11 protein-coding genes are annotated in these 15,031 nt (G+C 61.2%); 2 read left to right on the top strand and 9 right to left on the bottom strand.

The window, feature by feature from the left end:
• Nucleotides 1-11: 11 nt before the first annotated feature.
• The 8 genes from MUO32_RS02965 to MUO32_RS03000 form a co-directional block, all read right to left on the bottom strand.
• Nucleotides 12-1,583 (bottom strand): ABC transporter substrate-binding protein, encoded by a 1,572-nt coding sequence (locus tag MUO32_RS02965; protein WP_257946740.1) that lies wholly within the window; start codon nucleotides 1,581-1,583, stop codon nucleotides 12-14.
• Between the two features lie 305 nt (nucleotides 1,584-1,888).
• The gene (locus tag MUO32_RS02970) at nucleotides 1,889-3,178 is read right to left on the bottom strand and encodes an NtaA/DmoA family FMN-dependent monooxygenase (RefSeq protein ID WP_257946741.1); all 1,290 of its coding nucleotides are present in this window, start codon (nucleotides 3,176-3,178) and stop codon (nucleotides 1,889-1,891) included.
• 21 nt (nucleotides 3,179-3,199) lie between these two features.
• On the bottom strand, nucleotides 3,200-4,123 hold the full coding sequence (locus MUO32_RS02975) for an LLM class flavin-dependent oxidoreductase (protein ID WP_257946742.1): 924 nt from the start codon (nucleotides 4,121-4,123) through the stop codon (nucleotides 3,200-3,202).
• A 12-nt stretch (nucleotides 4,124-4,135) separates the two neighbouring features.
• On the bottom strand, nucleotides 4,136-5,386 hold the full coding sequence (locus MUO32_RS02980; RefSeq protein WP_257946743.1) for an acyl-CoA dehydrogenase family protein: 1,251 nt from the start codon (nucleotides 5,384-5,386) through the stop codon (nucleotides 4,136-4,138).
• 128 nt (nucleotides 5,387-5,514) lie between these two features.
• Nucleotides 5,515-6,507, bottom strand: coding sequence for an ABC transporter permease (locus tag MUO32_RS02985; protein WP_257946744.1), 993 nt, complete (start codon nucleotides 6,505-6,507; stop codon nucleotides 5,515-5,517).
• A gap of 4 nt (nucleotides 6,508-6,511) precedes the next feature.
• Complete coding sequence (locus MUO32_RS02990; RefSeq protein WP_257946745.1) at nucleotides 6,512-7,462, bottom strand: ABC transporter permease; 951 nt, start codon at nucleotides 7,460-7,462, stop codon at nucleotides 6,512-6,514.
• Nucleotides 7,455-9,062: an ABC transporter ATP-binding protein gene (locus MUO32_RS02995; protein ID WP_257946746.1), complete on the bottom strand. Its 1,608-nt coding sequence runs from the start codon at nucleotides 9,060-9,062 to the stop codon at nucleotides 7,455-7,457. Before MUO32_RS02995 ends, MUO32_RS02990 begins: the two co-directional genes overlap by 8 nt.
• Before the next feature lie 4 nt (nucleotides 9,063-9,066).
• Nucleotides 9,067-10,836: an ABC transporter substrate-binding protein gene (locus tag MUO32_RS03000; RefSeq protein WP_257946747.1), complete on the bottom strand. Its 1,770-nt coding sequence runs from the start codon at nucleotides 10,834-10,836 to the stop codon at nucleotides 9,067-9,069.
• Nucleotides 10,837-11,276: 440 nt separating this feature from the next.
• On the opposite strand from MUO32_RS03000, the gene MUO32_RS03005 reads away from it, so the two are divergent.
• Both MUO32_RS03005 and MUO32_RS03010 read left to right on the top strand, forming a co-directional pair.
• Complete coding sequence (locus tag MUO32_RS03005) at nucleotides 11,277-12,422, top strand: LLM class flavin-dependent oxidoreductase (protein ID WP_257946748.1); 1,146 nt, start codon at nucleotides 11,277-11,279, stop codon at nucleotides 12,420-12,422.
• Between the two features lie 10 nt (nucleotides 12,423-12,432).
• Nucleotides 12,433-13,683 carry a GNAT family N-acetyltransferase gene (locus MUO32_RS03010; protein WP_257946749.1) on the top strand — a complete coding sequence of 417 codons (1,251 nt, stop codon included), beginning with the start codon at nucleotides 12,433-12,435 and terminating at the stop codon, nucleotides 13,681-13,683.
• A gap of 183 nt (nucleotides 13,684-13,866) precedes the next feature.
• On the opposite strand, the gene MUO32_RS03015 is transcribed toward MUO32_RS03010, so the two are convergent.
• Nucleotides 13,867-15,030, bottom strand: coding sequence for an iron-containing alcohol dehydrogenase (locus MUO32_RS03015; protein ID WP_257946750.1), 1,164 nt, complete (start codon nucleotides 15,028-15,030; stop codon nucleotides 13,867-13,869).
• Between the last annotated feature and the right edge of the window lies 1 nt (nucleotide 15,031).

A 15,031-nucleotide genomic window follows, 5' to 3' on the forward strand; every position in this document is an offset into this window, starting at 1 on the left:
CCGGACAGCCGTTACTTTTCTGCCAGCCAGACCTTTTTCAGGTCGTACCAGGCCTGGGCGGGTGACGCGAAGTCGCGAACGTTTTTACCGACCGCGTAGTGTGTGCGCTCGAGGAAGAGCGGTATCTTGCCGACATCCTCGGCAATGATGCGGTTCGCTTCCCGCCAGTTGGCAACCTCCTGGGCTGGATCGGTTGCGGCAATCGCCTTCGAAACGGCGGCGTCGAACGCCTCGCTCTTGTAGCCGCCGGTGTTCGAGCCGCTGTTGCTGTTGCCGACGATCGAGAGCCAATAGGGTGTCAGGAAACCCCATTCCATCGAGCTGAAGCCGACATCGGCACCCGGCGTGCGTTCCTGCGCCAGGAAGCTGTTCCAGTCATAGGAACGGATGTTAAGATTGATACCGACCTTGGCCGCATCGCGCTGAACCCATTCGGCAACAGCTTCGCCACCGGCATAGATGCTGATCGTTGCGCTCACGCCCTTCTCAAGTCCGGCTTCCTTCAGAAGCGCCTTCGATTTTTCCGGATCGAAATTGTAGTCTCGGAACGCGGGATCGAAAGCCGCACTACCGGGAACGAGTACGCTGTATCCCGGGCTGGCCGTGCCCTTCAGGAGGTCACGGGCCAGCGCCTCGCGGTCGATGGCATGGACAAGTGCCTGACGAACCCGGACATCCTTGAAGGCTTCGTTGGCGAAATTGACGTTGTAATAGTAGATCGAGGGGATGCTGACGTTCGGAACGTCGAAGCCTTCGCCCTTCAGGCGCTCCACGGCGTCACGCGGCGGCCAGGAGATGAGATCCACCTCACCGGTCTCGAGTGCCGCAACACGTGCATTGCCGTCCGGAATGGGGCGAAAGACGATGCGGTCGAGATAAGGCTTCTCACCCCAGTAATCGTCGAAACGCTCGATCTCGACCGACTGGCCGCGAATGCGCTCGACGAACTTGTACGGCCCCGTCCCGGTCGGATGCTCCACCACGCCGTCATTTCCGTACTTGCGGATCGATTCCGGGCTCGCGATGAGGCCCGTGCCGCCGGAGCCCTGCGCAAGAAGCCGCAGAAGTGGGCTGAAGGGCTGCTTGAATGTCAGGACGACGGTGGATGCGTCCGGCGTCTCCACCTTGTCGAGATAGATGTAGGTGTTGCGGACATTGACCGCGGTCACTTCGTCGTAGAATTCGAAGGAAGGATCCCATGCGCGGCGGATGTTGAAGGCTACGGCTTCGGCATTGAAGTCCGTGCCGTCATGAAATTTTACGCCCTGGCGAAGCTTGAAGGTATAGACCTTGCCATCGGGCGAGACCGCCCACGACTCGGCCAGCGCCGGGATGATGGCTGGGGAAGGCTCATCATTGCCAGATTTCGAGAGATCTTCGGAAACGAGCGCATCGAAAATGTGGCGCGTGATCCGGAACGTCTCCCAACCCAACTGTCGGCCGGGGTCAAGCTGCGTGATCTCCGCGTTCTGGGCAACGACCAGCGTCCCGCCATATTTGTCATCCTCGCCGGCATGAGCGGCATATGAATAAGTGGCGGCGACCAGAGATACGCCTGCGGCTAGAGTTGGAAATAATTTCATGATGATAAGCCCTCTCAACGAATTATGCGCACCGCGTCGCCTGCGATGGCATCAAGTTGGTGGCCACTGTAGCGACCCGATCGAGGCATGCCAGAAAATATATTACTAAATCTATCTTTTTTATAGATTATTGTGTCGATACGCCCGGATTTTTCGGGCCGAGAAAGCGGTTGGCGAGGCACGGCGACAGCGGAACTCGCCGCGATATCGCATGACCTCAACGCCCGAATGAAGAGGCGCTGCCACGCCAAACGCGCACAAGATCCCGAAGGGACGCGAATTCGCGTCCCTCCTGTTGCGAGATCCTAGAAGGCAGGCGTGGGTGAGGCCGCCTGGAAATGCTCGCGGAGCGTCTGCGTTTCGTATTGATGCCGGTAGAGGCCGCGCTTGCGCAGGATCGGCACGAGTTCATCGACGATGACATCGAGCCCGTCGATGAGGCGATCCGGCTGCAAATTGAAGCCGTCGATGGCTCCGGCATGAAACCAGTCCTCGATGTGATCGGCCAGCTGTTCGGGCGTCCCGACAAATCCGGCATGGCCCGAGCCGGTGTAACGGGTCTGCTTGAGATAGTCGCGCACTGTGGGATTGGTCTTGCGGATCTGCGTAATGATCGATTCGCGAAAGCCGATACTTCCGAGGAAGGTCTGGGTGTCGTCCAGCGGGCCGAGAACCTCTTCTGGAAACGGCTCATCGAGTTCGAGCTTCGAGGCATCGACGCCGATCGCCTGTGAAAGCCAGCCGATGGAGTATGACGCCGGACCTGCGTCGTGGAGTTCATCGCTGCGGCGTCGCGCCTCCTCCTCGGTGCTGCCCAAGCTTAACAGCAGGCCGGGAAGAATCTTGATCTCATCAGGTGAGCGGCCATTGCTCCGTGCGAAACCCTTGACCAGACGGTAGTGCTCGATGGCCTGATTTTTCGTGAGCTCGGCAGCAAAGACACCCTCAGCCGCGCGCCCGGCCAATTCGCGCCCCTGCGGCGAGCCCCCGGCCTGAAAGATGATCGGACGGCCTTGTTTTGACGGCGGCACCCGCAAGCGCCCATCGATGTCGAAGAAGTCGCCGTGGAAATGCACGTCCCTGCCCGTGGCGGCCGACTCCCACAATGCCCGAACGACGTCGACAAACTCGTTTGCACGTTCGTAGCGATCATCCCGCAACGGGACATCGGGTATCCCGAAGTTGCGTGCTGCGGGAACGCCGCGGGTTGTCACGACATTCCATGCGGCACGGCCGCCTGTCTGATGATCGAACGACAGAAATCGCTCGGCGAGTTCGAAGGGGTCATTGAAGGTGGACGAGGCCGTGGCCACCAGGCCCACATGCGACGTCTCCGCGGCCACGTGACCCCAGTTTACCGTGGGCTCGAGTCGGATCGGATTGGCATCGTATGCTGGATCGCCAAGCAGCGGGCCATCAGCCAGAAAGATGGCATCAAGCGTGCCGCGTTCGGCGGCCTTGCCAATATTTGCCCAGTAATCCGGGTCAATGAACGCATCCTTTTTGAGAAGCGGTGTCTTCCACGCCGCTGGAAGATATCCCAGCACCAACGCGTTGATACCGAGGAGAACGTGGCCAGTTCGTTTGTTTGTCACGGGGAATGTCTCCGTTGTTGTCTACAAAGAGACATGAGGTTGCGGCACAGGGAACGCGGGCCGCGCGGTTGACGGCAGCGGCTCCGGTGCAGGCAGATTGAGTGCTGCTCGCAGTGGTCCACCCAGTGATGTGGGAGCAAAACCATCGGCAAGCCACCGTTCTGCGGCGCTGAGCAGGTCATTCACAGACTGTTCAATTCCCGCGCGCAGCACGACGCCTGCAAATGCACCTGCGGGCGGCTCGTCGCCCAGCACGACGATAGGCACGGAGCCAGAGCCGCCCAGAACAAGGTCGATCGGGTTGTTGTCATCGACGGGCGGGGCGTCCGCCGGTGCTTCGGCATACCAAGCGATCACCGACGCACCTGTTTCCGGTTCGGGCGCGTTCAACGGCCCTGCGATGGAGAAGCTGTTGTCGATATCGACATGCACGATACGGTTCGCTTCCACCAGGATGCCGGTCTCGCGGTTGCCGATGATCGAATCGTAGGGCCAGCTCTGCTCGAGTGCGCGCACGGCACGCGCCGTATCGTAGGCTGTCTGAGCATTGAGCGGCGCTCCCCCGCCGAGGCCGGCGCCACCCCAGGCCGGGGCGTCCTTCGGGCCTTCGGGTGCGTAGGCATCCCGAACGCCGATCAGCAGTCCGCTACGACCGCCCGACAGATGGGAAAGCGAGGCGACACGGCGCGCGATGTTATACGGGTGGTCGCGCTGCGGTGTCGCGGCGATGAGGAACCGTCCATGCTTCGTGGAACCCGCAAGGGTCGCGCCGGCGGCACTGCTTGCAAGCGTAACCGGCGCAGGCGCGCTACCATCGATGCGGTCGATCCCGAGCACGCTGAACGCAAGCGGCAGTGCATCCCAGCGGGATAGCAGTGATGGGCTTGTGGTGAGCTCCACCAGATGCGGGCCGGCAAGACCAAGGGCTAGATAGGGTTTCGTCATGGTGCCGTCTCCTCAGTTGCCTTGGCCGCCGCGACCCAGGCGGTCGATGCTGGATGCCGGAGAATTGTCGTTGACCAGATAGTCACCGAGGATGCGGGCCTTGTAGGCGACCGGGTTATGCGACGCGAGCGTACGCGCGTTGCGCCAATGGCGGTCAAGCGCCGTCTCCTCGGAGGTTGCGGAGGCACCGAGAGCACCGAAAATATGCGTTGCGGAATAGAGCACACCGTCGATGATCGCGAGCTGCGCCTGTGCCACGGCCACCTCTCCCGCGACGACCCGCTTGTCGCGCAAGGCGACGTCGCCGTCCGCATGGGCGGCGGCGATCAGGTCCAGTGCGTTGGCGGCGCGACGCAATGCAGCCTCTGTCGAGAAGACCCGCACCGATACTTCGCCGATCACCTGCAGCAATTGCGGATCGAGCGCCGGCACCGGGTTCAGGCCTTGCGGATAGTTGCGCCCACGCGCCTTCAGCGCCTTGGTCCCGTCACGCAGGATCGCACGCGTGATGCCGGTGAGGACGGCGAGCAACGCCGTTTGATAGAAGTGACCCTGATAAACGACACGTTCGCTCGCCGGAAAGACATCCCCCTCATGGGCGATCGCATCCTGATAGGTGGCGCTGCCGCTTGCCGTGGTGCTCTGGCCAAACCCCGGCCAGTCGTCGGCAAGCACGACACCCGGCTGGTGGCGGCTGACCAAGGTGGTGATGAGTGAGCCGTCTTCTCCCTTGCCGATCACGTCGAGCCAATCGGCATAGAGGCTGCCGGTGGCATAGAATTTCGCGCCGGTCACTTTGTAGGTGTCGCCTTCGCGGGTCACCGTCGTCTTGATGTTGGCGTATGTGCCGTTGTTTGCTTCCGTCCACCCGCCACCGATGAACTCGCGATCCCGGAAGCGTTGCAGCCAGCGGTCGTTGGCCTGCGAAGGCCGCGCGTTGAGGCGGTCTTCGATGAAGGCCAAATGATTGCGCCATACGTGAGCGACATTCGCGTCAGCCTCCGCCAGCAAAGCCAGCAGATAGTATGTCTGTTCTAGCGAGGCGCCCCACCCACCGAACTCTTCCGGTACGCGCACGAGGGAAAAATCCGCGTCCTTCAGCCACTGCACCTGCTCGAAAGGAAATGTACGATTGCGCTCACGCTCGACATTACCCTCGGCAATACGGTCGAAAATCGGCTGAAACCGCTCCACGAGAGCTTCTTCCTTCGCTGTGGCGGAGCGCAGATAAGTCAGCGAAGTCGGCGCGTCTACAGTGGTCATTTTGTTCTCCTGAATGCTGGTACGTCAACAATTGCGGGACAGATGTGATCGGGGCTTGTTCGACCGCGGTGGCGCGGCATGCCTGGTTTTCTGTCCGATGAAAGGGATGGTCGGAGTGCGTGAATTGTTCAGTTTCGATTGGCTGGATCACGCCACTGCGCGACGAGATCGACGGCGAGGGTCGTGGTGATGAAGGCGGAGGCGGCGAAGATGGTCGTACCGATGACGACAGGGAAATCCCCCTCCAGCGCGGCGGCGATCGCCATGCGGCCGACCCCGTCCAGCCCGAAGATCGTCTCCGTCACGATTGCCCCGCCCATGATGGCTGCAAGCTCCAGCCCGCCGAGCGTCAGTATCGGATTCAACGCCGATTTCAGGGCATGGGAGAAGTAGACCCGGCCTTCGGGTACGCCCTTGGCGCGTGCCGTGCGGATGAAATCGTGCCCCAACACGTCGAGCATGCTGGCCCTGACCATGCGCTGAAATAGGCCGATTTCGGCAATCGCGAGCGTCGCCCAAGGAAGCGCTAGATGTCGGGCCCATTGCAGCGGGTCCTCGCTCAAGGGGACATAGCCGCTGCTCGGGAACCAGTGGATGCCCTGGTTCGAAAGCTGGAAGAACAGGAAATAGGAAATGAGGATTCCACTCAGGAAAGTGGGAACCGAGAGGCCGACATAGGCGAAGAAGGCGAGCACATGATCGATGAGCCGCCCTTGCCAGCGCGCTGCGGCAACGCCGGAAAAGATGGCAATCGTCATCCAGATCACCAGGGCGCCGATTGCCAGCGAAAGGGTCACTGGAGCCTTCGCCAGAATGAGATCCGTAACCGGCGCCTGCTTGCGGAAGGAATATCCAAGAGCTGGCGGCCAATGCATCAATCCCATCGGCGCGCCCTGGATATCCGGACCGCGGAACAGGTAGTACCACAGCTGCAAATACCAGGGGTCATCGAGGCGAAGCGCGCGCGCAACGGCATCGATCGACTCCTGTGTCGCATTGCGCGGTGCGAGCATCGCCGCGGGGTTGCGATAGGCGATCCGGGTGATGAAGAACGACAGGATGAGAACGATCACCAGCGTCGAGATCGAGCGCAAGACAACGGAGGAAAACTGTTTCACCATGATCTCAGGCCCGTCTGCGATTTGGGTCGAGCACGTTTCTCAAGCCTGCACTCAACGTATTGAAGCCTACGACCGTCAGGAACAAGGCGAGCCCGGGGCCGGCCAGAAACCACGGCTGCTCCTGATAGAGAGAGGTCCGCTGCGCTTCGGCGATCATGTTGCCCCAGCTTGGCATCGGCGCCTGAATGCCGACGCCCAGGAAGGAAAGCGTCGCTTCCGCGACGATATTGGCGGGCAGCTGCACGGCCCAATAGACAAAAACCGTCGGCAGGATGTTCGGAAGAATGTCGAACCAGATGATCCGCGCCCATGACGCGCCGATGGTGCGCGAAGCCTCCACCATCGGGCTGGTGCGCAATTCGAGAACGAGCCCGCGCGCAAGGCGCGCGAAATAGGCCCAGGAAAACAGGGCGATGATGGTGATGACCACGACCATGGGCGGCACGATCGGCTGGCCGGTGCCGCCGCGATTGAGCGCCAGAAGGCTGAGCGCCGTCACGACGAAGGGAAAAGACAGGGCAACGTCGATCGCCTGTGAGATGATGCGATCCGTCCGGCCAGCAAAAAAGCCGCTGACCAGACCGATGGCCGTACCGATGATCATCGCGATCGTTGTTGCGGGTACGCCGACGAGCAGCGAAACCTGCGCGCCATAGAGCGTTCTGACAAGAACGTCGCGGCCGTTGCCATCCGCGCCCAGCGGGAACTCTAGCGTCGGACCGATTGGCAAGCCCATTTCGTCAAGCGCGGTCCCCTCGAACTGCTCCATGGGGCCGTGCCCCAAGAGATGGCTCACCACCGGCGCTGACAGGGCCGCCAACAGCACGATACCGACAATGACGGCCCCCGTGCGCACTGCTCTCTCGCGCCAAAGGCGCTTCAGAAGCAGAATGCCCGGTGACGGCGATGCTCTGGGAACTATCAGCGCGACCGGCGAGTGAATGGTGTCAGCCATAGATGACATCCTCAAGTTCCGCCTCTGCGGGCGGACGTTTACGTCCTGGAATGGATGCGAGCAGCCGCCGGGTGTAGGCATGCGCGGGGCGCTCGAAGACCTGTTGTGTTTGGCCGACCTCGACGATCTGTCCCTTTTCCAGCACGATCACCCGGTCGCACAGCTCGCCGATGACGCCGAGATCGTGCGAAATGAACAGAAACGATACGCCGAGCTTGTCGCGAAGACGGGCGAGCAGCCTGATGACCTTCGCTTGGGTGGTGATGTCGAGGGCGGAAACCGGTTCGTCGGCAACGATCAGCGAAGGGCGAAGCGCGATCGCCCGCGCGATGGCGACACGCTGCCGTTGACCGCCGGACAATTGCGACGGCAAGCGTTCCAGGACGTCATGCGACAACTCCACGTCGGTGACGAGTTGTTTCACTTTCTCGCGCAGCTCCGCCTTGTCGACCGTGCCGTGAATGACGAAAGGGTCCGCGAGGATGGCCTCGATCCGCCGTCTCGGATTGAGGCTGGCATAGGGATCCTGAAAGACCACCTGGATCGATCTGCGAAGGTCGCCCGGCAGCACGCCACCGGAACCGGGTTGGGAATAATCCCTTCCCTTCAGGCTGATGCGCCCCGCGTTCGGCCGGTCCAGACCGGCGATCAACCGCCCTATGGTGGATTTCCCCGAACCGGATTCGCCGACGAGACCGAGGATTTCTGCTTCTCCAATGGTGAAGGAGACGTCATCGAGTACGGGGCGCGATGCGAAGGAACGGGCGACGGCCTGCACGTCGAGCAGAGGGCGCGTAGCCTGTCGATCTCTTTGCACGGCATAAGATTTGGGACCGCCGAGGCGCGCTGCGCCGAGCAGTTCCCGGGTATAGTCCTGACGCGGCCGGAGATAGATGTCATCCGCGGGCGCTTGTTCGACGACGAGACCATCGCGCATGACGACCACATCGTCGGCAATGTCGGACACGACGGCGAGATCGTGGCTCACGAAAATCAAAGCCGTTCCATGCTCTTCCTGCAGGCGCTTGAGAAGATCGAGGATTGCCGCCTGGACGGTGACATCAAGGGCAGTCGTCGGCTCGTCTGCTATGATCAGTCCCGGATCGAGCGCGATGGCGATGGCAATCATCACCCGCTGGCGCATACCGCCCGAGAGGTGGCGCGGATAATCGGAGAACCGGGCCTGCGGGTCGGCGATACCGACATCGTCAAGCAGAGCCAGCACGCGCTCGTGCTTTTGCCGTCGTGTTATTCTCTGATGGACCGAGATCGCCTCACCGATCTGATCACCGATGGTCTTCAGGGGATGGAGGTTGCTGAGCGGGTCCTGAAAGACGAACCCGATCTGCGGGCCGCGAAGCCTGCGCAGATCCCTGTCGGGCAGGCCAAGTATTTCTTGGCCACGGTGCAGAACGTTGCCCTCCACCGAGGCGGAACCGGGCAGAAGCCCGGTTGCACCCAGAAGGCTTGCGCTCTTTCCCGATCCCGACTCGCCGACAATGGCAAGTGTCCTGCCGGATTCGACGCCGAAGGAAACGCCCCTCACCGCCTGGACACCGCCAAATCGAACGCGCAGATGATCTACGGAGAAGACGGACATTCCGCTATGAACCCGAGTTCTTCAGCGCGATGTTGGTGATGTCAGCCTGCACCGCGAGCGAAGACCATACCCAATGGCTGATGCGATCCGAGGTGATGGCGATCTTGCGCTTTTCGAAGAGCGGGATCCAAGGCAAGTCCGTCGAGACGATCTTGTCGGCCTTCGTCCAAAGGGGCGTGGGATTGTCCGAAGGATAGGCTTCCGCCGCAAGCTTGTTCAGTTCGGGATTGCTGTAGCAAATCGCATAGACGTTTCCGGGGCCGCAAGGCGACGCATCCGAGTTGAGCCAGCCGCCGAGCAGCATTCGCGTGCTCGGGCCCTGCCAATCCGGCGAGAAGGTCGCGTTCAGGAAGATATCCCAGCGCGATTTGGGATCTTGAACATAGGCTCGCCATTCGCTGGCGGGCGCCGGGATCAAGTTCAGCGTGATACCGGCAGCCGCGAGGTCCTCCTTGAGCGTTACGGCGATCGTTTCGTTTTGGGCGTTGGTACGATAGAGTGCATCGAGCGTGATGCCGTCGGGATAACCAGCCTTCGCCAGGAGTTCCCTGGCTTTTTCCGGGTTCCCCTTGTTGCCTTCAGTCGGATAGGGATCGAACTGCTCGTAGCCCGAAATCGTCGAGGTGATGATCTGCGACAGGGGCACGGCGGCAATAGACCCGCCGAGCGTTTGCACCAGATGGGCGCGATTGACTGCGTAGGACAAGGCTTGACGCACTTCGGGCTTGCGCAGCGCCTCGATCCCTTCACTCGTCGCACTTTTCTGCGCATTTATGGTGATGAAGTTGGCCGAGCCGCTGTTGGTCGCGTGCAGATAGGGGCTGTCCTTCGACACATACTGCCGGATGGTGCCGCGTGGCGGCGTGTCGAGATAGAGCGACAGATCTGCCTCGCCAGCCTGAATCTTCTGAACGACCGCGTCTTCGCTGTTGGCGGTGAAGTCGACATGAATCTCGTCGACATAGGCCTTGCGGGCTTCGTCCGACTCCGCTTTGAAATTCTTGGCCTTCTTGAGAACCAGCTTTTGCCCCTGGTCGTAGGAGACGACATAATACGGTCCGCTAGAAGGAAGGTTCTTGCGGGATTCCAGCGAGTCCGGGAAGTATTTCGATGCGATTTCGGAAGCGACCGGCGATACGAAATTCATCGAGAGAATATTGAGGAAGTCGTAGTTCTTGGTGTCGGAATGGATCACCAAAGTCTTGTCATCCGGAGCAGACACACCGGAAATTTCGTGGCTATCGATGAAGGCCTTGCTCGCCGCCAGATCGCCGGTCGGCACTTTCGAAAACTCCTTGCAGTAGTCGACGAAGCCCGAAAACACGAGGTTGAAATAGTTGATGGCCGCGACCTGCTTGTTGGGGTCGCAGAAGCGCTTGATGCCGTAGACGAAATCGCCGGCGACGATCTTGCGTTCGGTCGAGCCCGAGAAGAAAATATCGTCCTTCAAGTGGAAGGTGTACGTCTTGCCGTCCGGGCTGACATCCCAGGACTTGGCGAGATCGGGCACCAACGTCGTGTCCTCCTTGAGACCGACCGGGGAACCCGGATAGGTGACGAGCTGGCGTGTCGTCGCGCGCAGGATCTCCCAGGACTCGACGCTGTAACCGGTCAGCGGATCGAAGGCGTCGAGATCGGCTTCAAGCGAGGCGATGCGCAGCGTACCACCGAACTTCGGCTCATCGGCGAGTGCCGGGGCGCACAGGGCGGTGTAAGCGGCAAGAAGCGGAACGGCGGCCCGCTTGGCGGAGCGCAAAAGAACGTTAGCATGCATGGGGTGGATCGCCTCGGTTTGAATTGAATACATTATTTCTATAGTTTTTATGCATTATTGAAACGAAGCGACGTTCCAATTTCAGCCCCCGCCGGAAAAATAAGATGCAGATAAGCGGGTTTCGCCAGAAAATCAGTGTCGCGTCGAAGCGTTTCGTTCTGTCCACGCGACACCGCCCGCACCGATGACGGCCAACGTTGCCCAAACCGTTGCCACCGTCTCTACCGCGAAAATTGGGAACGATTTTCCCTCAGGTGGCCGTATTTAGAACAGATTGCCCACGCCAAGCGTCAAATCCCGTAGCATAAATCTATAAAATTTATAGACTATAGGCTGCCCCCAATGGCTTCGAGCGAGCATCAAAACCATCCTCCCTTGCTAATTTTAAACGCTTTGCCCGGCCGAGCGCGCTCGCTCTGCGCTCGTGGGGAGCGTTCGGCATGAGCGGCAATATCCATCTTCACTGGTATCTACCGACGAATGGCGACAGCCGGGGCCTGACGGGCTCGGGAAACGATAGTCACGTTGTCGAGGTTTCCGGCGGCTTCCGTGCACCGACACTTTCATATCTTGGAGAAGTCGCACGCGCCGCCGAACAACAGCATTTCCATGCGGTTTTGACCCCGACCGGCACATGGTGTGAAGACGCCTGGATCACCACCGCGGCCCTCGCCCGGGAAACAAGCCGACTGAAATTCCTCGTCGCGTTCAGACCCGGGCTCATATCGCCGACGCTCGTTGCCCATCAGGCGGCAACCTTCCAGAGAATGACCGGCGGGCGGCTGCTTCTCAATGTCGTTACAGGCGGCGATCGTTTCGAACAGGCACGCTTTGGCGATCATCTCGACCATGACGCACGCTATGAACGGACGGAGGAATTCCTTTCTGTCGTGCGTGGGGTGACGTCCGCACCAGCGGAGCGACCCTTCTCCTTCACGGGAAAGCATTACGACATCCGGGAAGCGCGCATCGATCCTGCGCCCTACGGCCTCCCTCAGATCTTCTTCGGCGGCGCCAGCCCGGCCGCTCTGGACGTGGCAACCGCACAGGCCGACGTCTATCTGGTTTGGGGGCGCCCGCCGGAACTCGAGGCGGAAAACATCGCGCAGCTGAAAGCGCGTGCTGCCGCAAAAGGCCGCTCGTTGCGCTTCGGCGTGCGCCTGCATGTCATTTCACGCGATACGGAAGACGAAGCCTGGGCCGTGGCCGACAAGCTGCTGACATGGCTCTCGCCGGATCGTGTCCGAAAGGCGCGCGACCTGCTCGCCAAATCCGAATCCGTAGCCCAGAGCCAGATGTCGGCGCTGCACACGCATAGGGAAGGCCTGCCGGCTTCAGCGCGCGAACTGGAAATCTACCCTGGCCTCTGGTCGGGCTATGGGCTCGTGCGCGGCGGAGCGGGCACGGCCCTCGTCGGCAGCCATGCGCAGGTCGCCGACCTGATCGAAGCCTATCACGACGTCGGTTTCGATCACTTCATCCTCTCAGGCCAGCCTCATCTTGAAGAAGCCTGGCATTTCGGCGAGGGCGCCGCTGCCCTTCTCAAGGCGCGGGGCCGTCTCGCTCCGTTAACACCGCAGTCATAAGGAGAGGCACATGCCATCGCTCTCGATAGTCTCATCTTCGGGCAGCCCAAGCCTGGATATCCGATCGCTGAATGGTAACGAGGACCGCCGGAAGGCCTTTGCGGTCTTTCGGCAGGCATTGCTGGGAATCGGAGATTTCGGCCGTACAAATCCAGAAACCGAAACGCGGTTTCTCGCTGAAGGCCAATCGCTTGGAGGCTTCGAGGGAGATATCCTGCGGGGCGTCGTGAACGGCTATGATTCGTCGATCACCCTCCCCGGTGGCAGGCATGTGCGCCACCTGGCGGTTACGCATGTCGGTGTGTCTCCGGATGCGACGCGTCGGGGCATCGCCCGCCAGCTCATTGTCGAGCAGCTTCGGCGCGCCCGCGCGGAAGGCTATGTCGTCGCAGGTCTGCGGGCGTCCGATACTGGAATTTACGGGCGATACGGGTATGGGATCGCGTCATGGTCGGTTCGACATGACCTCGACCTCACCCACGCCCAACTTGTCGCTGCCACGCCACGCGAAGAGCTTCGCATTGTCGATGCGCGCGACAGTTTTCCCCTGTTTCGACAGATTGTCGATTCCGATCCGACGCCGCGCGCGACGACCCTGTCGCGCTGGGATGGCTGGTGGGCCATGCAGGAGTATCGCACGACCCACGGCACGACACCCCACCACGCTGTCGTCTTCGGCTCCGAAGGCAACGAGCGCGGCTACCTGCGCTTCCATATCGAATCCTCTGACAACTGGTTCACATCATCGCAACGGACGGTGATCGTCGATGATCTCATCGCCCATGACGATGAGGCGTGGCGAGGCCTGATCGGCCATCTCTTCACGCAGGATATCCTGCATCGCGCGATTTTCCCGTCCCGACCGGTCGATGACCCGTTGCCCCTGCTTTTGCGCAATCCTCGGACATTGGAAATCTCCGGTCAGCGTGACGAAAGCTGGATACGCCCCCTCAACCTCGCGGCTTTGCTCTCCGCCCGCCGCCTTGGCGGGACGCGGCAGGTAACGCTCGCCGTCGAAGACGATCTGTTCCCCGACAATGGCGGTCTCTGGTCTCTCGGCCCGGAGGGTGCGGCACGCAGCACCGAAAGGCCGGAGGCCCGGATCGCAATCGCGGAATTGGCCGCCCTGATATTCGGCGCACACCAAGCGTCGTCTCTCGCAGCGTCGGGCCGTCTTTGGACGGCTTCCGGCGAGGTTGCGGAGGAACTGGATCTGATCTTCGCCTCCAGCCGCCGCCCCCACTCTGGCATATCATTCTGAAGGCGTTGTAGCCGGCCGGTCAACTGACGCAGCAAAGCACGTGCGAGCACAGCGGGACTGTAACGACGAAAGGCACCCCTACGGGCGCCTTTCGTCGCCCACGCTTTGTTAGGCAAAGCGGTCAAATAGCCTGCGCCTTGGAGAACATGCCGACGCGCATTTGCTGCGTGCGAGAGGATACAATCACAGCGCTTCGGACAGAAGCTGCCGGACGTTTCTCTCGTCCAGCTTGACGGGATTGCCGCCAGCGCAGGGGTCGAGCAGGCTCATCTCCGCAACCTTCTCGACATCGACATTTGTCACGCCCATTCCGGAAAGCTTTTCGGGGATAGAGAGATCGCGGCGAAGGTCGATGATCCAGTCCACGACCCCTTGTGCATCCTTGCGCGGTAGGTCGATGACACGGGCCAGCAATTCCAGCTTGTCCGCGATGACCGGCGCGTTGAACTCGACGACGTAGGGCATGAGCACAGCGTTCAGAAGACCATGATGGGCATCGTGGAGCGCGCCGAGCGGATGGGCAAGCGCGTGGATGGCGCCCAGTCCCTTCTGCAGGGCAACGCAGCCCATTCCCGAGGCGATCAGCATCTGGCCGCGCGCTTCGAGATTGCCGCCGTCGTGGGTGGCGATCGGCAGCCATTTGTGGATCAGCCGCAGCGCATTGAGCGCGATACCCTCCGCCATCGGATGGAAGGATGGGGCGCTCAGCGCCTCCAGCGCATGCGACAGCGCATCCATGCCTGTGGCGGCGGTGATATGTGCCGGCAGGCCGGTGGTGAGCTCTGGATCCATGATCACGATATCAGGCATCATGCACGGATGAAAAACGATGACTTTGCGCTTTTCGATTTCATGCGTGATCACCGAGGAGCGCCCGAGTTCGGAGCCGGTGCCAGCCGTGGTGGGGACGGCGATGACCGGCACGAGGCCGATGGTATTGGCGCGCGTCCAGTTGTCGCCGATATCCTCCAGCTCCCACATGGGGATCGTCTGGCGTGCCATGAAGGCGATCGCTTTCGCCGCATCCAGCGCGCTGCCCCCGCCGATCGCCACGACCAGATCGTGGTTTCCGGCGTGGAATGCATCGACGCCATCGGCGACGTTGCCGCCGGTGGGATTGGGTTTCACGCTCGAATACAGGCCGGCTGCGAGGCCCGCGCGCTTCAGCGCTTCAAGCGTGCGCTGCACCGGATAGAGATCCTTCAACCCCGCATCGGTGACGACGAGCGGGCGGCTGGCGCCGAGCTCCCGCACCATGTCGCCGATACCGGCAATGCGGCCATTGCCGAAGCGCACGGCGGTAGGGAAGCTCCAGTTGCTGGTGACGGCAGGCGTGTCGATGGGCATG

It is taken from the genome of Shinella sp. CPCC 101442 (assembly GCF_024704725.1).
Classification (GTDB): domain Bacteria; phylum Pseudomonadota; class Alphaproteobacteria; order Rhizobiales; family Rhizobiaceae; genus Shinella.

Bases quoted from the DNA above. Each gene is read 5' to 3' on its own strand.
- MUO32_RS02985 (WP_257946744.1), bottom strand. From the start codon at position 6,507: ATGGTGAAACAGTTTTCCTCCGTTGTCTTGCGCTCGATCTCGACGCTG.
- MUO32_RS02995 (WP_257946746.1), bottom strand. From the start codon at position 9,062: ATGTCCGTCTTCTCCGTAGATCATCTGCGCGTTCGATTTGGCGGTGTC.
- MUO32_RS02975 (WP_257946742.1), bottom strand. From the start codon at position 4,123: ATGACGAAACCCTATCTAGCCCTTGGTCTTGCCGGCCCGCATCTGGTG.
- MUO32_RS02990 (WP_257946745.1), bottom strand. From the start codon at position 7,462: ATGGCTGACACCATTCACTCGCCGGTCGCGCTGATAGTTCCCAGAGCA.
- MUO32_RS03005 (WP_257946748.1), top strand. From the start codon at position 11,277: ATGAGCGGCAATATCCATCTTCACTGGTATCTACCGACGAATGGCGAC.
- MUO32_RS02980 (WP_257946743.1), bottom strand. From the start codon at position 5,386: ATGACCACTGTAGACGCGCCGACTTCGCTGACTTATCTGCGCTCCGCC.
- MUO32_RS03015 (WP_257946750.1), bottom strand. From the start codon at position 15,030: ATGCCCATCGACACGCCTGCCGTCACCAGCAACTGGAGCTTCCCTACC.
- MUO32_RS02965 (WP_257946740.1), bottom strand. From the start codon at position 1,583: ATGAAATTATTTCCAACTCTAGCCGCAGGCGTATCTCTGGTCGCCGCC.
- MUO32_RS03010 (WP_257946749.1), top strand. From the start codon at position 12,433: ATGCCATCGCTCTCGATAGTCTCATCTTCGGGCAGCCCAAGCCTGGAT.
- MUO32_RS03000 (WP_257946747.1), bottom strand. From the start codon at position 10,836: ATGCATGCTAACGTTCTTTTGCGCTCCGCCAAGCGGGCCGCCGTTCCG.